Genomic DNA, 21,528 nt, shown 5'->3' with positions numbered 1-21,528 from the left:
CGATACCGGCTTGTCCGAACCTTGAAATCCTCGTAGCTTTTTCACCTGTACGGGCCTTGCGCCCGCCTCCCCAGCCCCAGCCCGTTACGCACCGGTCCCAGGAGGACACCTCATGCAGAGCGTCCAGACCCCCGCTCAGGCGATCACCGAGACCATTTCGTCACCCAGCGAGACCGGATTCGTGCCCGGAACGCGGGTCACGTCCGGCACCAGGGTTACTCGGGTCACCCGCGGAACCCGGGTCACCGCGGGCACTCGCGTGACAATGGGTACCCGGGTCACCATGGGAACTCGAGTCACGATGGGCACCCGCGTTACCCGCGGGACCCGCGTCACGGCAGGCACTCGCGTCACGATGGGCACCCGGGTCACCCGCGGTACTCGTGTCACGCGCGGCACCCGGGTCACCCGCGGTACTCGTGTCACGCGCGGCACCCGGGTCACGATGGGCACCCGCGTCACCTGCCAGGCCGACTACAGCCTCGCCGCCTGAGCGCCAACGGCACAGTCAGCACCGCCCAGCACCGGACACCAGACGTCGAGCACGATCCATCGGCTCGCCCCGGCCGCCGCACAGGCAGCCGGGGTGCCGACGTGTCCAGGTCCGGGAGCCTAGGCCGCCGACCCGAGATACGGCCGCCACAGCGGATCAGCCTCTTTGGAATGCGCCAGGAGCCGCCAGTGCGGGCCGTGCGGAGCGCGCGGCACCACGCGCAGCCGCCAGCCGATCTCCGACAGGAGCCGGTCTGCCTTGCGGTGGTTGCACTTCGCGCAGCAAGCGACGCAGTTGGTCCAGCTGTGCGGACCGCCCTTGCTGCGCGGGACGACGTGGTCGATCGTCTCGGCCCGGCCGCCGCAGTAGGCGCAGCGGTGCCGGTCCCGGTGCATCAGCCCGGCCCGGGTGAGCGGCACCTGCGCCCGGTAGGGCACCCGCACGTATGTGCTGAGCCGGATCACCGAGGGAACGGGCAGCGACACCGTCGCGGCGTGCAGTTCGACGCCGCCCGGATCGCCGTGGACGACCTCCGCCTTGCCGCACATGACGAGCACCACCGCGCGCCGCATGGGCACCGCGGTCAGCGGCTCGAAAGTGGCGTTGAGCAGGAGGACCCGGCGCCGCCCCCACGCCGGGGCGACCGGATCGCGGGCTCTACGCTGTCCGGGCGGACGGGATGCTCCCCCTGGACGGGTCCCCGGCCCGGACGGGACGGAGCCGCCGGATGCGGACCCTCCCGGGCAGGCACGCAGGATCGCCTCCGGCGGCAGCTCGGCCATGGCTTGGCCGGCGCCGCCGAGGGGGACGGGTTGTCGGTCTGGCACTCGACCACCTCCACCGGTGCAGGCATAGTCGACCACACATCAGGGCCCCGGCGCACGCGTGTTCTGTGACGTGTCACATACCCGCGACCCGGCGGCCACCCCGCGGCCGCCTGCGCGCCGCCGGGGCGAAGAAACGAGAAGGGACAATCTCCGCCAGTGAATGCCGTGCTCAGCGCTCCACCCGCCTGCATCTCCGAGACCGGGACGTGGTGCGCCCAGGTCTATTCGGTCACGCACAACGAGTGGCTCGCCGCGTCGGCGGGCTGGCTCCTCACGAAGCCGCTGAAGATCGTCCTGATCCTGGTCGTCGCCTTCCTGGTGCGATTTCTCACCAAGCGGCTGATCGAACGGGTCACCACGCTTCCGGCCTCGGGCAGCGGCGGCAAGATCCCGGCGCTGTTGAGACCGCTTCGCGAACGCGCGCCGGACATGCTCGGCACCGCGGTGACCGAACGCCGCAGGCAGCGCGCCAAGACGATCGGCTCGGTGCTGAAGTCCGGCTCCACGTTCCTGATCTACGGCCTCGCGTTCATCCTCGTGCTGGGCGAACTGGGCATCGACCTGGCCCCGATCATCGCGTCCGCCGGGATCGTCGGCGTCGCGCTCGGATTCGGCGCGCAGAACCTGGTCAAGGACTTCCTTTCCGGGATGTTCATGATGATCGAGGACCAGTACGGCGTCGGCGACGTCGTGGACATCGGCGAAGCGACCGGCACCGTCGAGGCGGTCGGCCTGCGCATCACCACTCTGCGCGACCTGAAGGGCACCGTCTGGTACGTCCGCAACGGCGAGGTGCTGCGCGTCGGCAACTCCAGCCAGGGCTTCGCCTACGCCGTGGTGGATGTCCCGCTGAGCTACTCCGCGGACGTCGACAAGGCGACCGAGGTGCTCAGCGGCGCGGCCACGAAGGCGGTCGAATCGGACGCGCTTTCGGCCAACGTGCTGGAGCCGCCGGAGCTGCTCGGCGTCGAACAGGTCACACCGGAGGGAATCCTGTTGCGCCTGACGGTCAAGGTGCGACCGGGCAAGCAGTGGGCGGTGCAGCGGAAGCTGCGCGGGCAGCTGCTCGGCGCGCTCGAAGAGGCCGGTTTCGAACCCCCGCTCGGCCGGTTGCTGTCGTCCATGCAGGACAAGCAGTCGGGCGCGCAGCGCAGCTGAGGCAGGGCAAGATGGAGGTGTGTCTGTGAGCGAGCCGGAACCGGCGAACCTGTACGAGGCGGTGGGCGGCGAACCGACCTTCCGCCGGATCATCAAGCGGTTCTACGAGGAAGTGGCCCGCGACGAGGTGCTGCGCCCGCTCTACCCGGAGGAGGACCTCGGCCCGGCGGAGGAGCGGTTCCGGCTGTTCCTCATCCAGTACTGGGGCGGTCCGCACACCTACTCCGACCAGCGCGGCCACCCCCGGCTGCGGATGCGGCACGCGCCGTTCAAGATCGGCCCGATCGAACGCGACGCGTGGCTGCGCTGCATCCGGATCGCCATCGACGAGGAGAACCTCCCCGAGCCGTACCTCAGCCAGCTGTGGGCGTACCTGGAAATGGCCGCGCACAGCATGATGAACAGCTTCGTCTGATGAGACGCAAGGTCGCGGGCAGGCGGCCGGACCGCCTTCCGCGGCCGTCGTGGTGGTCGGACGCGGTGTTCTACGAGATCTACGTGCGGTCGTTCGCCGATTCGGGCGAGGACGGCATCGGGGATCTCGAGGGCATCCGCAGCAAGCTCGGCTACCTGGAGCTGCTGGGCGTCGACGCCCTGTGGCTGACGCCGTTCTACCCGTCGCCGATGGCCGACCACGGCTACGACGTGGCGGACCCGCGCGGCGTCGACCCGATGTTCGGCACCCTCGGCGACTTCGACGTGCTGCTCACCGAGGCGCACCGGCGCGGCATCCGGGTCACCGTGGACGTGGTGCCCAACCACACGAGCAACCAGCACGCGTGGTTCAAGTCCGCGCTGGCCGCCGGGCCGGGCAGCCCGGAGCGGGAGCGCTACCACTTCCGCGACGGCCGCGGTCCCGGCGGAGCCGAACCGCCCAACAACTGGGTCAGCGTGTTCGGCGGGCCGGCGTGGACGCGGGTGCCGGACGGGCAGTGGTACCTGCACCTGTTCGCGCCGCAGCAGCCGGATCTGAACTGGGCCAGCCCGGACGTCCGCACCGATCTGGAACGCACCCTGCGGTTTTGGCTCGACCGGGGCGTCGACGGATTCCGGATCGACGTCGCGCACGGGATGGCCAAGCCGGCCGGGCTGCCCGACATGGACCCGGACACGCCCGCGCACGGCGGCGGCGCGCTCGGCGATCCGCGCTTCGACGACGACGGCGTGCACGAGGTGCACCAGCTGATCCGCAAGGTGCTCGACGAGTACCCGGACGCGATGGCCGTCGGCGAGATCTGGGTGCAGGACGAGGAACGGCTGGCGCGCTACCTGCGGCCGGACGAACTTCATCTGGCGTTCAACTTCCGCCTGGTGCTCACGCATTTCGACGCGGACGCGATGCGCACGTCGATCGAGCGCTCGCTGGCGGTGCCGCGCGCGGCGGGCGCTCCCGCGACCTGGACGCTGTCCAACCACGACGTCTGGCGCGCCGCGAGCCGCTACGGCGGCGGCGCGGCCGGGGTCCGCCGGGCGCGCGCGATGGCGCTGGTGGAACTCGCCCTGCCCGGCGCGGTCTACCTGTACCAGGGCGAAGAGCTGGGCCTGCCGAACGCCGACCTGCCGCTGGAAGCGATGACCGACCCGCGCGCCCGCTCCCAGGGCCCGGAGTTCAGCCGCGACGGCGAGCGCGTGCCGCTGCCTTGGGAGGGCACGCTCCCGCCGTACGGGTTTTCGCGCACCGCGCAGACCTGGCTGCCGATGCCCGCGGACTGGGCTCCGCTGACGGTGGAACGGCAGCTCGAAGACCCGGAATCGACGCTGTCGCTGTACCGCCGCGCGGTTGAGCTGCGGAAACACCATCCGGCGTTCCGCGGTGGGGACGAGCTTCAGTGGTACGGCGCGCCTGCTGGTTGCTTCGCGTTCCGCCGCGGCCGGGGCGGGCTGATCTGCGCGCTGAACACCTCGGCCAGCTCGATCGCCCTCCCACCAGGCGAAGTGCTGCTGACCAGCAGCCCGCTGATCGACGGCAGGCTCGCACCCGACTCAGCCGCCTGGCTCGGGTAGCCCACGCCTGTCGGTGGACAGCGCGGCTGTCGTGCGGGTCTGTGAGGGGAACCCTGAGGGAATCTGACTCCCTCAGGGTTCCCCTCACGACCTGCGCACGGGTCAGACTCGGGCGCCCGCCTCCAAGCCGAGCATGTCGAGCAATCCTCGCAGGTCGTCGACGTCGTGCGCGTGTTCGGCGACGGTGCGGGCGGCGTGTTCCTGCTGCACGCGCAGGTCTTGTTCGGCGGAGACCCGGGCACGGGCGAATTCACTGGTTTCGGCGGACAGCGGACGTCGTTCCGAGCGCATGTCGCTCCTCGTCGAGGTGGAAGGGGCCACCGGCGGGCACCGCGCGGGCGGGTCCGCCGGGGACGGCGCCGGCTCGAGCGCCGGCACACGGTGAGACTTCTCGACGGTGCTGACGCTACTCCCCGCCCCCGACCTGCCCGCGAGCCCGTCCCCCTCCGCGCGTCGCGGCGTCCACAGTGGACCCGCGGAGCGGCAGCCCTGGTGAGACCGGCTCCGGCGTGCTTTACTGATCGCGGTCGTGTTTTGTGTTCGTGCGGTGGGTACGTCCCGCAGCCACGCTCGCAAGATGTAGCGGGCGTGGTGTTTCTCTTTTCGGAAGGCACACCGTCGGTTGCCAGACCCGGGTGTCGAGGTGGCATCTGCTGTTTAGTCCGATGGAGATAGTTTTTATGACGCAAGGCACCGTGAAGTGGTTCAACGCCGAAAAGGGCTTCGGGTTCATCAGCCCGGACGACGGCAGCGCCGACGTCTTCGTGCACTACTCGGAGATCCAGGGCAACGGGTTCCGCAGCCTTGAGGAAAACGCGCGCGTGGAGTTCGAGGTCGGCCAGGGCCAGAAGGGCCCGCAGGCCACCGGCGTCCGCGCCATCTGAGTTCCGCTGGTGTTTCCCCTGGTGCGGAAGGCTTTCCGCACCAGGGGGACCCTCGCCGGAGCGGACTTTCCGCCCACGGCAACCGATTCTGATTCACGTTCCGGTGCGCGCCGGTGAATTCACCCGGCCGCGCAAGGTCTTCCGCGTCCCGGGAACCCGGACCGAAGATCACCCGTTGACCAGAGCAGGTCGCGACTGGCCTTGAGGCCCTCCCCTGCCTGGCCAGTTCGCAACGCACGGCGCATCCCCTGTCCGGCGGCTCCCCCTTGCCCCGGACACCCGCCGCGGCACCGGCCTCGGCCCCGCAGAGCGCGGCGGCCGGACCAGCTCGAGTAGGAGCGTTACCCATCGACACCCAGAGCACCCTCCAGCGTCCCCCGAAACAGCCCCAGCCCATGCTCGCCGGCCGCAAGACCGGCACCGAGGCATTCCTGGTGAAGCTCTTCGCCGTCGTCCCTCTCGTCGCGGTCGCCGCCGCGGTGCCGCTGGCCTGGGGCTGGGGCCTCAGCTGGCTGGACGTGGGTCTCGCCGCCGCGTTCTACTGCGTGAGCGGCCTCGGCATCACCGTCGGCTTCCACCGGTACTTCACGCACGGCGCGTTCCGCGCCCGCCGCGGGCTGCGGATCGCGCTCGCCGTCGCGGGCAGCATGGCCATGCAGGGACCGGTGATCGACTGGGTCGCCGACCACCGCCGCCACCACGCGTACTCCGACCGCGACGGCGACCCGCATTCGCCGTGGCGCTTCGGCACCACGCCCGCCGCGCTCGCGAAGGGCTTCTGGCACGCGCACATGGGCTGGCTGTTCGGCCGCGACCGGACGAACCCGCGCCGCTTCGCCCCGGACCTGCTCGACGACGCCGACCTGAAGCGGATCGACCGGCTCTTCCCGGTGCTGACCCTCGCGACCCTGCTGGGCCCCGCACTCCTGGGCGGACTGATCACGATGACCTGGTGGGGCGCGCTGACCGCGTTCTTCTGGGCCGGGCTGGTCCGGGTCGCCGCGCTGCACCACGTGACCTGGTCGGTCAACTCCCTGTGCCACCTGATCGGCGAGCGCCCGTTCGAGGCGCGCGACCGTTCGGCGAACTTCTGGCCGCTGGCCATCGCGTCCTTCGGCGAGTCCTGGCACAACTCCCACCACGCCGACCCGACCGGAGCCCGGCACGGCGTCGGCCGCGGTCAGCTGGACATCTCCGCGCGGCTGATCTGGATGTTCGAGAAGTTCCGCTGGGCCTCGCACGTCCGCTGGCCCCGCGCCGAGCGGCTCGCCCGCAAGCTCAAGACGGCCTGAGCACTTTCACGGTTCGTGAGGGGAACCCTGAGGGAATCAGATTCCCTCAGGGTTCCCCTCACGAACATCAAGACACGGCGAAGTGGCCATAGCGCGGATGTTCCGGCGATGCCGACGTTCCCGGCCGAACCCCTCAGGCCCGGCGGACCCGCTCCTCGCGATCCGGGTCCGCAGGTCGCCGCGGCCGGACACCGCCGCGCACCGGCTTCGAAGCACGCGAACGTTCAGTGAACTTCCGGCCCCTCAAGCCCGGCGAACCCGCTCCTCGAGCCGGGTCCGCAGGTCGCCGTGGCTGGACACCGCCAGCACCGGCCCCGGAGTCCCGGCTTTCTCGGCCGAACTCACCACGTCCGCGACGAACCGGCGTACCCGTTCCGGCGCGGGGGTCACGTCGCCGCCCAGCTGGGCTACCTGTTGCGGGGCCTCGGCGGGCGTCGTCTCCACCGCCACCGACCAGCCTTGCCGCATCGTCCACAGCAGCATCAGATCCCGGCCGGGGAACCGCGGGGACCGGCCGCTCAGCGCGACGTACGCGGTGATCGTGTCGGTGACCTCGCACGACGTGCACTCCACCGACACCCCGACCGCGGCGGCGACCTCGCGCACGTATGCGGCCAAGGCCTGCCGCAGCACCTGCGGGTCGTCGGCGGTGGGCAGGGACATCGGGCGTTCCGGACCGGACAGGAGCATGGGTCTCCTCTTCCGCCGCCGCTTCCGCTTCGCGCAGAAAGCGAACCGGGGTCGTCGAATCGCGCGAAGGCCGGCGGTCGCGATGATCGGGGTCGCACCGGATCGGGCATCCGGCAGCTGGACCGGACTCCGACTCTACCCGCTGGGACAACCCCGGAGCCGAGATCAACCCGTCTGGCCGCCGCCGAAGTCGCTCGACAGGCGGCCGCTGGCGGCGGAATCCGCGATCGACGTGGCGATCCGCGCGGTCGACAGTCCTGCTTGGACACCCGGCGCGGCCGCACCCGGTTCCCAGCAGCCAAGATCAGCCGCCAAGATCAGCCGCTGACATCGCCCGGCTGGCCGCCGTCGGCCGAATCCGCGATCGAGGTGGCCACCCAAGCGGCGAACAACCCCGCCTGCACATAGGGCGCGGCCTCGCCGACCGCGCGCACCACTGACCGCGCACGGCCAGGTCCGGGCCCGGCTTCCGGAGCGGGATCAGCGTCCGCGGGCCGGTCGGTGCGCCACGGCGTCTCCTCGGCCCGGACCTCGGCGAGGAAGTCCGCGGTCGGGTCGCCGTCGGGTTCGGTCATCCGTTCACGATGGCACTCCCCGACGGCTCCCGCCAGCCTCAGAACAGCAGCGGCAGCAACGCTTGGCGCCGCTTCAGCACCGCGCCGTAGCGGGCGTCGAGGCGCAGCCACGAATCGGTGGCGGTCACGCGGACCACGTCGCCGTCGATCGACGAATCGAACAAACCCATGCCGGACAACGCGAACAGGCAGCGCATCTGGACCTTGACCTCGAGGTCTCCCCCGGTGACGGTCAGCACCGCCTGGTCCATCAGCGAGGCGGGCGGCGTGCCGTGCGGCCCGGCGTTGTCGCGGGCGAGCGCGACGCCGCGGTCAGCCAGCTCCGACACCACGCCGACCGGCAGCTCGTCGACCTTCTGCCACCGATCGGACACCGGAAGCTCGGCGTGCCACAGCAAATCGCGCGCCGGACCCGGGTCCATCACCTCGCCGCCCGCGACGGCGAGCGCCGCGAGCAGTTCGTTGCCGGACACCGTGACGTCCGAGGGCGTCACCGTCCCCGCCACCGCGCGGGTCGCGAGAACCTCGAACGGCGTGGCCGTCCACGCCTCGACGACGTCGTCGCCCCGGCGGCGCAGCCGGACGGCGGTCGTGCCGTCCAGCCGCACCGCGCGGGCGACGAACGCGCTGAGCGTCTCCCGGTCGCCCGGATCGGGGATCCGCAGCTCAGGCATCGGCCAGCACCCGCTTGAGGAATTCCGATTCCTCGTCGCTGAACCGGCGCGGCCGGAGCTCGACCGTGTTGTACGGGGCCAGCACGGTTTCCGCGGTGACCGCGACCGGATCGGCCGCGTCCGGGCCGGTCCGCACGACGTACCCAAGCGTCACCGTCGAGGCCTTCAGCTCGGCGAGCGTGATCTCCACACGCACCGTGCGGCCGGGCGTCGCGACGATCGGCGCGCGGTAGTGCACGGCGAGCTTCACGACCACGACGCCCTTCGGCAGCTCGTGCAGCCCGGCGCGCTCGGCTTCGCCGAACAGCACGGGCACCCGGGCCTCTTCGAGCAGCGTCACCACGTTGGCGTGGTTGACGTGCCCGTACACGTCCATGTCCGACCATCGCGGCTGGACGTGGGAAACGAATGTCACCGCACCGTGCTCCGGATCTGGCGCGCGGCCACGGACAGCGTCGCGAGGTCGAGCCGCCCGGAACGGGTGATCTCGTCCAGCGCCACGCGCGCCCGCGAAAGCCGCGACGCGTTGGCCTTCTCCCATTGCTCGATCTGCTCGTCGACGGACAGGTCCTGGTCGCTGTGCCGCAGTGCGTCGAGCGCGATCGCGCGCAGGGAACCGTACACGTCGTCGCGCAGCGAGAGCCGGGCGAGGGCGTGCCAGCGGTTGCCGCGTTCCAGTGCGCTGATCTCGGTGAGCATCTTGTCGATGTCCAGGTGGTCCGACAGCGCGTAGTACAGCTCGGCGGTGTCGGCCGGGGTGTGCGTCGCGTCGAGCCCCACCTGCTGCTCGGCCAGCTCCGCCACCTCGACCACGTCGAGCAGGCCGTAGCTGTGCAGCAGCAGCGCCACCTGACGGGCGAGGCCGGCGGGCACGCCTTCCTCTACCATTCCGGCCGCGTCCTGCTCCACCGACTCCAGCTCGCGTCCGCGCAGCAGCTCGCCCAGCTTCGGGCCGAGCTCCGCGAGCACCGGGCCGAACCGGTTGATCTCGGCCAGCGGCGCGAGCGGCTGCGGGCGGTTGGTGAGGAACCAGCGCGCGGCCCGGTCCAGCAGCCGCCGCGTCTCCAGCACCATCCGGTCCGCGACCGCGGTCGGCACCACGTTGTCCAGCGCGTCGATCTCGGCCCACAGCTTCGGCAGGTCGTAGACGTGCGTGACCACCGCGTACGCGCGCACCGCGTCGGTGGCGGTCGCGTTCATCTCCTCCATCAGGCGGTAGACGAAGGAGATGCCGCCGCCGTCGACCAGCTCGTTGGTGATCAGCGTGGTGATGATCTGGCGGCGCAGCGGGTGCTGCGCGATCGCCGCGGCGAAGGGTTCGCGCAGCGGGGCCGGGAAGTACTCCGGCAGCCTGCGCGTGAACACCTCGGATTCGGGCAGGTCGGAGGCGAGCAGCTCGTCCTTGAGGTCGAGCTTCACGTGCGCCAGCAGCGTCGCCAGCTCCGGCGAAGTCAGGCCTTCGCCCGCCTTCTCCAGCGCGCGGAACTGCGACGGGCTCGGCAACGCCTCCAGCTTGCGGTCGAACGCGCCCTTCGCGACCAGCGCGGACACCTGCCGCGCGTGCACCGACACCATCGGCCCGGCGTGCGCCCGGCTGACGCCGAGCACCGCGTTCTGCCGGTAGTTGTCCGCGAGCACGAGCGAACCGACCTCGTCGGTCATCTCGCCGAGCAGCTCGTTGCGCCGCGCGTGCTGCAGTTCGCCGCCCGCCACCAGGTGATCCAGCAGGATCTTGATGTTGACCTCGTGGTCGGAGCAGTCGACGCCGGCCGAGTTGTCGAGCGCGTCGGTGTTGATCTTGCCGCCGTTCCGGGCGAATTCGATGCGGCCGAGCTGGGTCAGGCCCAGGTTGCCGCCCTCTCCGACGACCTGCACGCGCAACTGGTTGCCGTTGACGCGGATCGCGTCGTTGGCCTTGTCGCCCGCCGCGGCCTGGCTTTCGCTCTCCGCCTTGACGTAGGTGCCGATGCCGCCGTTCCACAGCAGTTCGACCGGGGCCAGCAGGATCGCCTGGATCAGGTCCATCGGGGCGAGCTTCGTGACGCCCTCGTCCAAGCCGAGCGCAACGCGGACCTGCGGGGTGATCGGGATGGTCTTGGCCGAACGCGGGTAGATCCCGCCGCCCTCGCTGATCAATGAGCGGTCGTAGTCGTCCCACGAACTGCGCGGCAGGTCGAACAGCCGGCGCCGCTCCGCGTAGCTCGACGCGGCGTCCGGGTTCGGGTCGAGGAAGACGTGCATGTGGTTGAACGCCGCGACCAGCCGGATGTGCTCGGACAGCAGCATCCCGTTGCCGAAAACGTCGCCCATCATGTCGCCGATGCCGACGACGGTGAAGTCCTCGGTCTGGGTGTCCTTGCCCAGCTCGCGGAAGTGCCGCTTCACGCTCTCCCACGCGCCCTTGGCGGTGATGCCCATGGCCTTGTGGTCGTAGCCGACCGAACCGCCCGAGGCGAACGCGTCGCCGAGCCAGAATCCGTACTGCGCCGAGACTTCGTTGGCGATGTCGGAGAACTTCGCGGTGCCCTTGTCCGCCGCGACGACCAGGTAGCTGTCGTCGGCGTCGTGGCGCACCACGTCCGGCGCGGGCACGGTCTCGCCCTCGACACGGTTGTCGGTGAGGTCCAGCAGGCCGGAGATGAACATCCGGTAGCAGGAAATGCCTTCGGTGAGCTGGGCGTCGCGGTCGACCCCGGCGTCACCGGTCGGGGCCGGCGGACGCTTCACCACGAAGCCGCCCTTCGCGCCGACCGGCACGATCACCGCGTTCTTCACCGCCTGCGCCTTGACCAGGCCCAGGATTTCGGTGCGGAAGTCCTCCTGCCGGTCCGACCAGCGCAGGCCGCCTCGGGCGACCTCGCCGAACCGCAGGTGCACGCCCTCGACGCGCGGCGAGTACACGAAGATCTCGTACTTCGGGCGCGGCTCGGGCAGCTCCGGCACGCCGCTCGGGTCGAGCTTGAGCGCCAGGTACGGCCGCGGGTTCCCGTCGGCGTCGCGCACGTGGTAATTCGTGCGCAGCGTCGCGTTGATGACCGCGAGCAGCCGGCGCAGGATCCGGTCCTCGTCGAGGCTCGTGACCTCGTCGACCATCGAGGAGATCTCGGCGGCCAGCGATTCCGCGTGCGTCTTCCGGTCCACATCGGACAGTTGCGGATCGCAGCGGGTTTCGAAGAGCCGCAACAGTTTCGTCGAGACCTCGGTGTGCTTGACGAGCGTGTTCTGGATGTAGGCCTGGGAGAACGGGCTGCGCGCCTGCTGCAGATACCGCGAGTAGGCCCGCAGCACCGCGGCCTGGCGCCAGGTCAGCCCAGCGCGCAGCACGAGCGCGTTGAGTCCGTCGACCTCCGCCTCGCCCTGCCATGCCGCGTGGAACGCGTCCTGGAACCGCTCACGCAGCTCGTGCGCGGCCGTTTCGTCGGCGTTTTCGAGGCCCTTCTTGTCGACGCGCAGGCCGAAGTCGTAGATCCAGCTGGCCCCGCCGTCCTCGCGGAACAGCTCGTACGGCCGCTCGTCCACCACCTCGACGCCCATCGCCTGCAGCACCGGCAGCACCTTGGACAGGGTGACGCCCTCGCCGCGCAGGTAGAGCTTGAAGCGCCGCTCGCCGGGTTCGGCGTCCGCGGGCAGGTAGAACGACAGCGCGAGGTCGCCCTCGTCGGCGAGGGTGTCGAGCTTGCTCAGGTCGGCCAGCGCGTCCTCGGCGGTGAAATCTTCCTTGTACGCCTCGGGGAACACCGCGCCGAAGCGCTGCCCGCGATCGACCGCGGACTCCTCGCCCATCATGCCGATCGGGCCGCCGTCGCCGACGCGCTCGCGCCGTTCGGCGATGATCGCCTCGACCAGCCGGTCGTCCCAGCTGCGCACGACGGTGTTGAGCCGCTCCTGGATGCGCAGCGTGTCCGGCTCGACGGCGTTCGACGGGTCGGTGTGCACCATGAAGTGCACCTGCGCCAGCAGCGTCTCGCCGACGCGCGCGCTGTATTCCAGCTGCGTGCCTTCGAGTTCTTCCAGCAGCACTTCCTGCATCGCCAGCCGCGAGCGCGTGGTGTAGCGGTCGCGCGGCAGGTAGACCAGGCAGGAGTAGAAGCGGCCGTACGGGTCGCGGCGCAGGAACAGCCGCAGCCGGCGGCGGTCCGACAGCGTGATCGCGCCGGTGGTGGTGGAGTACAGCGAATCGGTGTCCGCGGAGAACAGGTCCGCGCGCGGCCAGTTCTGCAGGACCTCCAGCATCCGCTGGCCGGAGAACGACTCCATCGGGAACCCGGCGCGGTGGATGACCTCGCGCACCCGCTGGCCGACCACCGGGATGTCGAGCACGTTCTCATGCAGCGCGGTGGTGGTGAACATGCCGAGGAACCGGTGCTCGCCGGTGACCTTGCCGTGCTCGTCGAACGTCTTCACGCCGACGTAATACGGATAAACCGGACGGTGCACCGTGCTCGGCGCGCTGGCCTGGGTGAGCACGAGCAGCGACGGCGCGAGCGCGTCGACCGAGCTGTCCGGGCCCGCGGTGAGGCTGCGCGCGGCGAGGCTGTCCTGGCGCAGGACGCCCAGCCCGGACGCGAGAACGGCGCGCAGAGCGGGCTCGTCGCTGTCCGGCTGCGGGCTGTCGACCAGCTCGTACTTGCGGTAGCCGAGGAACGTGAAGTGGCCGTCGGCGAGCCAGCGCAACAGGCGCGCGCCCTCGACGACCTCGTCGCTGTTGCCGGGCAGCTTCGGCGGGTTCTGTTCGAGCGTTTCCGCGAGCGAGCAGGCGGTCTGTGCCATCTTCTCGGCGTCCTCGACGACCTCGCGCACGTCGCCGAGCACCGACGACAGCCGGTTGTCCAGCTCGCGTGCCCGCTGCGGGTCGGTGACGAGGTCGATTTCCACCAGCATCCACGATTCCGCGGACGCGCCCGCGGGCGGATCGGCCGGGTCGGCGTCGAGGTGCAGGCCCTCCAGCTCGCCGGTCAGGCCGCGGCTCACCACGACGATCGGGTGCACGATGCGCTGCACCTGCACGCCGTCGCGGGCGAACTCCGCGGTGACGCTGTCCACGAGGTAGGGCATGTCGTCGGTGACGACCTGCACGACGGTCGCGTCGCGCGTCCAGCCGTCCTCGGCGGTGGTCGGGTTCAGCAGGCGGACCGCCGGGCGTCCGGGCATGCGCTTCTTCGCCAGCTGCAGGTGCGAACGCACCGCGCCGACGAGCGCGACCGGATCGTCGCCGACGATCTCGTCGGCCGGAATGTGCCGGTAGTACAAGCGGATCAGGTCCGCGATCTCCGGCGCCTGCGCCGCGGCGGTGTCGATCAGCTCGTCCCGGATCTGTTCCGGGCTGGCCGTGCGGCGGGCGGCGCCGGCTTCGGTGCCGACATCGGGCGGGGACGAGACTCCCGTCGAGCTCATTGAGCAACTCTCCAGTGTGCGAGACCGAGATGCGTCCGTCACCACAACGTGCCGGACATCCCTCACCCTAATCCGCCCTGAGACGCCCCCGTGCGCGGCGGGGAAAGACTTAAGGTTCGTTTCAGGGGTCCCCGGCGGCGCCGTCGCGCGGGATCGGTTCAGCTACCGACGAGTTCGGCGCGGGCTGCTTTCGGCAAAAGGCTTGGCACGAGGCCGGAGGGTGGGTTCCGGGGACGCGGCGGCGGCTTCGGGATCGGTTCAGTGCCCGTATCGCCCGCGGCGGGAACGGAAAAGGTTGCCTCCCTCCCCTGCGAGAATTCCCACCCGTACGGGCTAATTCTTCCGTTGCGGAGGACGGAGCTGGGTGGGCTGGGAGGAGCATCCGGGTTTCCAGGATGGGGCAAGCACGGGGTGCGCGCAGATCGGCGGGACCGGGTGGGTTGTGCTGCATAATCTTGGCGCGTTCTGCCAGTGACTGGGAAAACCGCTTGGCGCAGCGCGAAAATCGGCGGACGACTGAAGCCTCGGCGGGTCGCGTGTGCGCACTTCCGCGGAAGGTCGTGAGGGGGACCCTGAGGGAATCTGATTCCCTCAGGGTTCCCCTCACGTACCTTTCGGGGCCCAAGCTGCGGGATTCTCCGCGCCGACGAGGTTTTCCGCCAGCAGCGCGGGGCTCGTGGCCGCCTCCCTCACCGACCTTTCGAGGCCGAAGTCGCAGGATCCTCCGCGTCGACGACGTGCTCCGCCAGCAGCGCGGGACGCGAGGCCGCCTCCCTCACCGACCTTTCGAGGCCGAAGCCACGGGACTCTCCGCGTCGATGAGGTTTCCGCCAGCAGCGCGGGCCGCGAGGCTCCCCACCGCAGGGTTTCCCTCACGGACCTTTCGAGACCGAAGCCGCCGGGTCCTCCACGCCGATGACGTTCTCCGCCAACAGCACGGGCCGAGTGGCCGCTCTCCCGCTGTGGTCCGTGAAGGGCTCCTTGAGGGAATCAGATTCCCGCAAGGAGCCCTTCACAGACAGTTCGAGGTCAAAGCCGCGTCGAGACGCAATCCCCTGCCCCGCCGCGGAATCCGCCCGCCCAAGCGAGCGCTTCCCTGCGGGGCAGGGACTTTCAGTCGCCGTTGTTGCGGTGCCGGTCGGCGGTCGCGCGGCCGTTGATCGGCTTCGGCTTGTCGTTCGGGCCGAGGCGTTTCACCAGCGCCGCCGCGCTCGCCGTTCCTGCCTGGTGTTCGGCGAGGGCTCGGGCGAGCAGTTCCGCGAGACCGGCGTCCGGCGGCGGCTCGTCCTCGGCGATGGCTCGCGCGTAGCTCTCCGGGAACGGCTGCTCCGACGGGGTCCACGCGTCGATGTCGGACAGCGGGTCCAGCGCGGGCGGCATCCGCAGCCGGGGCAGCCACGGCTCCTCGGCCGGCTCGGGTTCCTCCGGGCGCGGCGCGGGGGCCAGGTCCGTCTTGTCCCGCGCGGGGGTTTCCGGTTCCGCCGCGGCGGATTCGGGACGTCCGGGCTCGTCGGCCCGGCGGCGTCCCCCGCCTCCGCCGGTCGCGGTGATGCCCAGCCGGTCCAGCACGGACTTCGCGGCGACCGAGCCGTGTTCGGCGTCATGCCGGGTCTTGCGTCCGCGCGAATCGCGGCGCGCGGCTTCCTCCTGCGCCCACTCGGCGCTTTCCCACAACGGCGCGGCGCCCTCTTCCGCGGGCGCCGGGGCGAGCGGCAGCTCCGGCAGGATGTCCGACAGATCCGGCATCCGCAGCGAGAACCGCGGCTCCTCTTTCGGGGTCTCCTCGGCCGGCGCTTTTTCCGCCGCGCGACGAGGGGTTTCCTCCCGGGCCCGGGGCGTTTTCGTGTCGTCAGCCGCCCGCATCGGCCGGACCGACTCCGTCTCGGCTTGCGGCGTCTCTTCCCGCCGTGCTGTCTGTGGTTTGTCTGCCCGGCGAGCCGAGGCGTCCTGCGCCACGCTCTCCGCCGTGTCCGCGCTTTCCGTGGCTCGAGTCGGCCGCTGCGACGGCTCAGCCCGACGGCCCCGCGCGTCCTCCGCAGCCCGCGTCCCAGCCGTACTGTCCGTCCGCCGGTCCGCTCCGCGCGGCGCGTCCGTCCAGCGAACCGACACGTCCTTCGCCCGGCGACCTTCCCCGGCCTGCGCCTGGCTGACCGGCTCCTCAGCGCCAGCCCGCGCCGGAGCGTCCTCGGCCGCCCGTTTCCGCGGCGCGGGCGCTTCCGCGCCCTTCCGCCCGAACGGCCGCGCCCACCCCGGCAGCACCGGCGACTTGCGGTCCTCGGCCCGCCGCCGTCCGCCAGTCCGCGGGGCCTCCTCCGGTTCCCGGATCGCGGGCAGTACCGAGGTCTGCTCGACCTCAGCCTCCGCCGCGGCCCGCCGGAACGACCACGCCGGCTTCTTCTCCGCCGCCTCGACCCAGGCCGAAGCCGAAACCGGCTCCGCGGCCACCTCGATCTGCGCCGGAACGACCGGCAGCGGGGCCGCGACCGGATCCGGCCGCGGGGCGGGGACGTCGCGGATCGCCGGCATCACCGAGGTCTCCTCGGCCGCGACCCGCGGCTCGACCTCCATCGACACCGGGCGTCCGTCGCGCGGGGCGGACGCGGCGAGGACGTCGTCGAGATCCATCGACGCCACCGATTCCGCACCCAGCTCGCCCGCGATCAGCCCGCACGCCTGGCGCCGGGCCCGCGCGTGCACGTGTTCCGCGGCCCGCGCCCGGTGCAGGCACCCGATGGCCTCTTCCGCGCTGCCGAACCGCTCTTCGATCTGCGCCAGCTCCAGCCACAACCGCGCGGTGACCGCCGCGAGGCCGTGCCGGTCGGTGGCCGCGACGGCCTCCCCCACCAGCTCGGCAGCGGCGTCACCAGCGCCGGAGGGCAGGTGAATGCGAGTCGCGACCGCAAGCCGCAGCCAGGCCGCGGGCGCGATGCCGGCGGCACGGACCGGTTCGCGCAGCATGGGTTCGGCGATGTCGTACGCCATGTCCGCGTCGCCGCGGTCGAGCAGCGTGCTCACCAGCTGCAGCACGAGCCGGATCCGGACGAGACCGCCGTCGTCGCCGGGACGGTCCATCTTCTCCAGGAAGCCGAGCCCGGTGCGCGCGGCGTCCGCGGCGGCGGTGAGGTCTCCGTGCCGGCGCCGGTGCGCCGCGGTTCCGTTGCGCAGCAAGGCCCGCATCAGCAACCGGTCGTCCGCGTCGAGCGAATCGTCGGCCACCAGCAGCCGGTCCGCCTCGACGAGCACCCGGTCCAGCTCCGCCTTCCGGCCGAACTGGGCGAGGCATCCGACGAGGTGGCACAACGCTTCCGCACGCAGCGACGGCGGCACGTCCTCGGACAGCACCGGCCGCAGCGCGGCCAGCCCCATCAGCGGGACGCCGAGGCTGCGCGAACACACCGCGAGGTCGACGCGCAGCCGCGCCGCCGTCGTGGCGTATCCGGCGTGTTCAGCCGCGCGCAACGCCGCGACCGCGCGGCCGACCGTGGACGTCCGCTTGCCGATCCGCACGCGCGCGGACACCACGAGCGCTTCCGCCCGGATCCAGTGCCCGTCCGCGCCCGCCGTCTCCGCGAGCGCGGCCGAGCGTTCGCCGAGAACCAGCGAAAGCTCGGGCGCCCGGAAGCGCAAAGATTCCGCCCGGTCGATGAGCCGACCGAGGTCGGCGAGGGTCCCGCCACTGGCAACGGCGGGCCGCCCGTCCGCGGTCGCGGACGGGCTGGGCCGGTTGTGCCTGCTGGTTTCCACTCGGGACCCCCGCGCCGGTCAGTCGCGCTTCAACTTGCGGTGGGTGACCCGGTGCGGACGAGCCGCTTCGGCGCCGAGGCGCTCGACCTTGTTCTTCTCGTAGCCCTCGAAGTTGCCCTCGAACCAGAACCACTTCGCGGGGTCCTCGTCGGTGCCTTCCCAGGCGAGGATGTGCGTCGCGACCCGGTCCAGGAACCACCGGTCGTGGGAAATCACGACCGCGCAGCCGGGGAACTGCTCCAGCGCGTTCTCCAGCGAGCCCAGCGTTTCGACGTCCAGGTCGTTCGTCGGCTCGTCCAGCAGGATCAGGTTCCCGCCCTCTTTGAGCGTCAGCGCGAGGTTGAGCCGGTTGCGCTCGCCGCCGGACAGCACGCCGGCCGGCTTCTGCTGGTCCGGGCCCTTGAAGCCGAACGCGCTCACGTAAGCGCGCGAGGGCATTTCGGTCTGCCCGACGTGGATGTAGTCGAGCTTGTCCGAGACGACCTCCCACACGGTCTTCTTCGGGTCGATCCCGCCGCGGCTCTGGTCCACATAGGACAGTTTGACCGTCTCGCCGATCTTGACCGAGCCGCCGTCCGGCTCCTCGAGCCCGACGATGGTCTTGAACAGCGTCGTCTTGCCGACGCCGTTCGGGCCGATCACGCCGACGATGCCGTTGCGCGGCAGGTCGAAGGAGAGCCCGTCGATCAGCACGCGGTCGTCGAAGCCCTTGCGCAGCTTCTCGACCTCGACCACGACGCTGCCCAGGCGCGGGCCCGGCGGGATCTGGATCTCCTCGAAGTCGAGCTTGCGGTGCTTGTCCGCCTCCGCGGCCATCTCCTCGTAGCGGTCGAGCCGCGAACGGGACTTGGTCTGGCGCGCCTTGGCGTTGGACCGCACCCACTCGAGTTCGCTCTTGAGCCGCTTGGCCAGCTTGGCGTCCTTCTTGCCCTGGACCTCGAGCCGCTCGCGCTTCTTCTCCAGGTACGTGGAGTAGTTGCCCTCGTAGCCGACGACGCGGCCGCGGTCGAGCTCCATGATCCACTCGGCGACGTTGTCCAGGAAGTACCGGTCGTGGGTGACGGCCAGGACGGCGCCCTTGTAGGTGGCCAGGAACTGCTCCAGCCACAGCACGCTTTCGGCGTCCAGGTGGTTAGTGGGTTCGTCGAGCAGCAGCAGGTCAGGAGCGGAGAGCAGCAGCTTGCACAGCGCGACGCGGCGGCGCTCGCCCCCGGAGAGGTGGGTGACCGGCTCGTCCGGCGGCGGGCAGCGCAGGGCGTCCATGGCCTGCTCGACGGTCGAGTCGAGCTCCCAGGCGTCGGCGTGGTCCAGCTCCTCCTGGAGCTGGCCCATCTCCTCCATCAGCGCGTCGCTGTAGTCGGTCGCCATCAGCTCGGCGATCTCGTTGTAGCGATCGAGCTTCTGCTTGGTCTCGCCGAGGCCCTCCTCGACGTTCTGCCGGACGGTCTTCTCCTCGTTCAGCTCCGGCTCCTGCATGAGGATGCCGACGGTCGCGCCCGGCTGCAGGAAAGCCTCGCCGTTGCTGGCCTGCTCGATCCCCGCCATGATCTTGAGAACGGTCGACTTGCCGGCGCCGTTCGGGCCCACGACGCCGATCTTGGCTCCGGGGTAGAACGCGGTGCTCACGTCGTCGAGGATCACCTTGTCCCCGACGGTCTTGCGCACCTTCTTCATGGTGTAGATGAACTCGGCCATGCCATCGATCGTAGAGTGGCTCCTCCGGCGGCCTGACGGCGGTCACCACCGTGCTACCGAGGGTCAAGTCGAGGTCACGCGGACAGCATGATTTTCCGCCGCGTCATTCGGCCCGTTTGCCCTCGGCGAGGTTCTTCAGCATCGCGTTGTAGGCGGCCAGTTCCTCGCCGCCGGTGTTCTCTTCGCGCCGGTCGCGCCGCTTCGCCTCGCGCTCGTCCTGGCGCGCCCACTGCACCAGCAGCGCGATCAGCACGAGCAGCACCGGCACCTCGCCCGACGCCCACGCGATGCCGCCGCCGAGCCGCTGGTCGGTCAGCAGGTCGCCGACCCACGGCAGCTTCAGCGACGTGTAGAACTCGCGGCCGATCACGGTCTGCATGTTCATCAGGATCACGCCGAAGAACGCGTGGAACGGCATCGCGCCGAACATCATCCCGAGCTTGCCGACCGGCGGCAGCCGCCGCGGCGCGGGGTCGACGCCGATCACCGGCCAGTAGAAGACGTAGCCGACGAGCAGGAAGTGCGCGTTCATCGCCAGGTGCGCCCAGTGGTAGTTGAGCGCGTTGTCGAAGAGGCCGGAGAAGTACAGCCCGTAGAACGAGCCGACGAACAGCAGCAGCGCGACGATCGGGTTGGTCAGGAACCGCGACACCGGCGAGTGCACGGCGGCCAGCAGCCATTCGCGCGGCCCTGGAGGAGCGTCGCGGCCGGCGGGCGGGATCGCGCGCAGGGCGAGCGTGACCGGGCCGCCGAGCACCAGCAGGACCGGCGCGACCATCGACAGGAGCATGTGGTTGCCCATGTGCACGCTGAACATCGCGGGCGCGTACCGGCCGATGCCCGACGACGTGGCCAGCAGGATCACCAGGCAGCCGGCGAACCACGACACCATCCGGCCCACCGGCCAGGCGTCGCCGCGCTTGCGCAGCCGCCGCACGCCGGCGAGGTAGAGGCCGGCGAGAACGATCGCGAGGGTGCCGTAGACGAGGTCGAATCGCCAGTCGGTGAGCAGCCGCCAGAACGTCGGCGGGCCCTGGAGGTCGTAGCCGATGAGGAGTTCGACGGTGCCCGGCTGGGTGACCGCGTCCGGCGGCGGAGGCGTGCGGGCGAGGCCGGAGGCGATGCCGATGGTGACGAACATGATCAGCACCTCGACGGCCGCGAGCCGGAGCAGCTGGCTGCCGCCCTTGCCGTCGACGAGGTTCGCGACGCCGCGGCTGCGCTGCTGCTGGCCGAAGACGCCGAGCAGCAGGAGCGCGACGATCTTGGCCACGACGAGCAGGCCGTAGTCGGTGGTGAACAGGTCGCCGAGGTTGATCCGGACGAGCGCGTTGACGATGCCGGACACCGCCATCACGACCCAGCAGACCAGGGCGAGCTTGGAGAACCGCTGCGCGGCGAGGCTGAGGTTCTTGCCGCGGCGCCAGCCGAGCGCGAGCACGGCCAGCAGGCCGCCGACCCACAGCGCGGCCGCGACGAGGTGGTACAGGAGGCTGTTGGTGGCCAGGTCGTGCGAACCGCCGCTGGCCGAGTGCCCGGTGACCGCGACCGGGACGAGCCCGGCGACGGCCAGGAAGAACAGCACGGCCGTCCAGCCCCAGCTGAGCACCAGGCGGCAGCCGAGGGCGAGCAGGATCGCGATCAGCGCCGTCCACAGCCACGCCTTGGGCTGCTCGATCGCGCTGATGAGGCTGAGCAGGGTGTCCGGGGAAAGGACGTCGCCGAACGGCTTGCCCGCGCTGTCCGCGGCGGTGAAGGCGACCGACAGGATCGAGGCCGCGAACCAGACCCACGCGGCGATTCCGGCGGTGCGGACCGCGGCGTACCCCTCGGGCGCGAGCGTGCCGGATTTCTGTGGCGGGACGAGAAAAGCGGCGAGCAGCAAGGCTCCGACGCACACGACCGACGAGGCCTCGGCGAGCACACGGGCCACCGTGACGCCGTACCGCGTGACGAGCCCGGGGTCCGGCAGCCCGGCGATGACGTAGCCAGCGCCGCCGGTGAGCGCGACGAGCCCGACCGCGACGACCGCGGCGAGCACGACTCCGACCGAAAGCAGCGGGAGCACACTCATCTTGCGTCCGCGGTTCGGGGCGGG

At 70.9% G+C, this 21,528-nt stretch carries 17 protein-coding genes; 6 read left to right on the top strand and 11 right to left on the bottom strand.

What is annotated here, in order from left to right; all coding sequences use genetic code 11:
• Positions 1 to 112: 112 nt before the first annotated feature.
• Entirely contained in the window at positions 113 to 493 is a 381-nt protein-coding gene (locus tag AB5I40_RS40430; protein WP_370935439.1) for a hypothetical protein, read from the top strand.
• Positions 494 to 612: 119 nt separating this feature from the next.
• Here AB5I40_RS40430 and AB5I40_RS40425 read toward each other — a convergent pair whose 3' ends face one another.
• Positions 613 to 1,065, bottom strand: coding sequence for an HNH endonuclease (locus AB5I40_RS40425; RefSeq protein ID WP_050788293.1), 453 nt, complete (start codon positions 1,063 to 1,065; stop codon positions 613 to 615).
• Between the two features lie 411 nt (positions 1,066 to 1,476).
• On the opposite strand from AB5I40_RS40425, the gene AB5I40_RS40420 reads away from it, so the two are divergent.
• The 3 genes from AB5I40_RS40420 to AB5I40_RS40410 are packed head-to-tail and all read left to right on the top strand — an operon-like array spanning position 1,477 to position 4,482.
• Positions 1,477 to 2,478 (top strand): mechanosensitive ion channel family protein, encoded by a 1,002-nt coding sequence (locus AB5I40_RS40420; RefSeq protein ID WP_370935437.1) that lies wholly within the window; start codon positions 1,477 to 1,479, stop codon positions 2,476 to 2,478.
• Positions 2,479 to 2,497: 19 nt separating this feature from the next.
• A complete protein-coding gene (locus AB5I40_RS40415) occupies positions 2,498 to 2,893 on the top strand; it encodes a globin (RefSeq protein WP_116201571.1) in 396 nt (131 codons plus the stop codon).
• The gene (locus tag AB5I40_RS40410; RefSeq protein ID WP_370935436.1) at positions 2,893 to 4,482 is read left to right on the top strand and encodes a glycoside hydrolase family 13 protein; all 1,590 of its coding nucleotides are present in this window, start codon (positions 2,893 to 2,895) and stop codon (positions 4,480 to 4,482) included. Before AB5I40_RS40415 ends, AB5I40_RS40410 begins: the two co-directional genes overlap by 1 nt.
• A 102-nt stretch (positions 4,483 to 4,584) precedes the next feature.
• Here AB5I40_RS40410 and AB5I40_RS40405 read toward each other — a convergent pair whose 3' ends face one another.
• Positions 4,585 to 4,773: a hypothetical protein gene (locus tag AB5I40_RS40405; RefSeq protein WP_370935435.1), complete on the bottom strand. Its 189-nt coding sequence runs from the start codon at positions 4,771 to 4,773 to the stop codon at positions 4,585 to 4,587.
• Positions 4,774 to 5,162: 389 nt separating this feature from the next.
• Here AB5I40_RS40405 and AB5I40_RS40400 point away from each other — a divergent pair, with 389 nt between their 5' ends.
• Both AB5I40_RS40400 and AB5I40_RS40395 read left to right on the top strand, forming a co-directional pair.
• Positions 5,163 to 5,366, top strand: coding sequence for a cold-shock protein (locus AB5I40_RS40400; RefSeq protein ID WP_037814060.1), 204 nt, complete (start codon positions 5,163 to 5,165; stop codon positions 5,364 to 5,366).
• 395 nt (positions 5,367 to 5,761) lie between these two features.
• Positions 5,762 to 6,658 carry an acyl-CoA desaturase gene (locus AB5I40_RS40395; RefSeq protein ID WP_344283336.1) on the top strand — a complete coding sequence of 299 codons (897 nt, stop codon included), beginning with the start codon at positions 5,762 to 5,764 and terminating at the stop codon, positions 6,656 to 6,658.
• A gap of 243 nt (positions 6,659 to 6,901) precedes the next feature.
• Here the strand turns inward: AB5I40_RS40395 and AB5I40_RS40390 are convergent, their stop codons facing one another.
• The 9 genes from AB5I40_RS40390 to AB5I40_RS40350 all read right to left on the bottom strand — a co-directional run bounded on the left by AB5I40_RS40390 (position 6,902) and on the right by AB5I40_RS40350 (position 21,504).
• Positions 6,902 to 7,348, bottom strand: a complete 447-nt coding sequence (locus tag AB5I40_RS40390; protein WP_370935432.1) for a DUF6292 family protein — start codon at positions 7,346 to 7,348, stop codon at positions 6,902 to 6,904.
• Positions 7,349 to 7,513: 165 nt separating this feature from the next.
• Positions 7,514 to 7,663 (bottom strand): hypothetical protein, encoded by a 150-nt coding sequence (locus AB5I40_RS40385; RefSeq protein ID WP_370935431.1) that lies wholly within the window; start codon positions 7,661 to 7,663, stop codon positions 7,514 to 7,516.
• Between the two features lie 2 nt (positions 7,664 to 7,665).
• Positions 7,666 to 7,923, bottom strand: a complete 258-nt coding sequence (locus AB5I40_RS40380) for a hypothetical protein (RefSeq protein WP_370935429.1) — start codon at positions 7,921 to 7,923, stop codon at positions 7,666 to 7,668.
• 38 nt (positions 7,924 to 7,961) lie between these two features.
• On the bottom strand, positions 7,962 to 8,597 hold the full coding sequence (locus AB5I40_RS40375; protein WP_116201566.1) for a hypothetical protein: 636 nt from the start codon (positions 8,595 to 8,597) through the stop codon (positions 7,962 to 7,964).
• Complete coding sequence (locus AB5I40_RS40370; protein WP_370935427.1) at positions 8,590 to 9,012, bottom strand: acyl-CoA thioesterase; 423 nt, start codon at positions 9,010 to 9,012, stop codon at positions 8,590 to 8,592. The genes AB5I40_RS40375 and AB5I40_RS40370 overlap by 8 nt, the downstream gene beginning before the upstream one ends.
• Complete coding sequence (locus AB5I40_RS40365) at positions 9,009 to 13,991, bottom strand: NAD-glutamate dehydrogenase (protein WP_370935425.1); 4,983 nt, start codon at positions 13,989 to 13,991, stop codon at positions 9,009 to 9,011. The genes AB5I40_RS40370 and AB5I40_RS40365 overlap by 4 nt, the downstream gene beginning before the upstream one ends.
• A gap of 1,113 nt (positions 13,992 to 15,104) precedes the next feature.
• The gene (locus AB5I40_RS40360) at positions 15,105 to 17,735 is read right to left on the bottom strand and encodes a hypothetical protein (RefSeq protein WP_370935423.1); all 2,631 of its coding nucleotides are present in this window, start codon (positions 17,733 to 17,735) and stop codon (positions 15,105 to 15,107) included.
• A gap of 18 nt (positions 17,736 to 17,753) precedes the next feature.
• Complete coding sequence (gene ettA, locus AB5I40_RS40355; protein WP_370935421.1) at positions 17,754 to 19,430, bottom strand: energy-dependent translational throttle protein EttA; 1,677 nt, start codon at positions 19,428 to 19,430, stop codon at positions 17,754 to 17,756.
• 103 nt (positions 19,431 to 19,533) lie between these two features.
• Positions 19,534 to 21,504 carry a cytochrome c oxidase assembly protein gene (locus AB5I40_RS40350; protein ID WP_370940704.1) on the bottom strand — a complete coding sequence of 657 codons (1,971 nt, stop codon included), beginning with the start codon at positions 21,502 to 21,504 and terminating at the stop codon, positions 19,534 to 19,536.
• Between the last annotated feature and the right edge of the window lie 24 nt (positions 21,505 to 21,528).

This window comes from Amycolatopsis sp. cg13 (assembly GCF_041346965.1).
Lineage (GTDB): Bacteria > Actinomycetota > Actinomycetes > Mycobacteriales > Pseudonocardiaceae > Amycolatopsis.
This window is presented reverse-complemented; position numbering and strand designations above follow the sequence as displayed.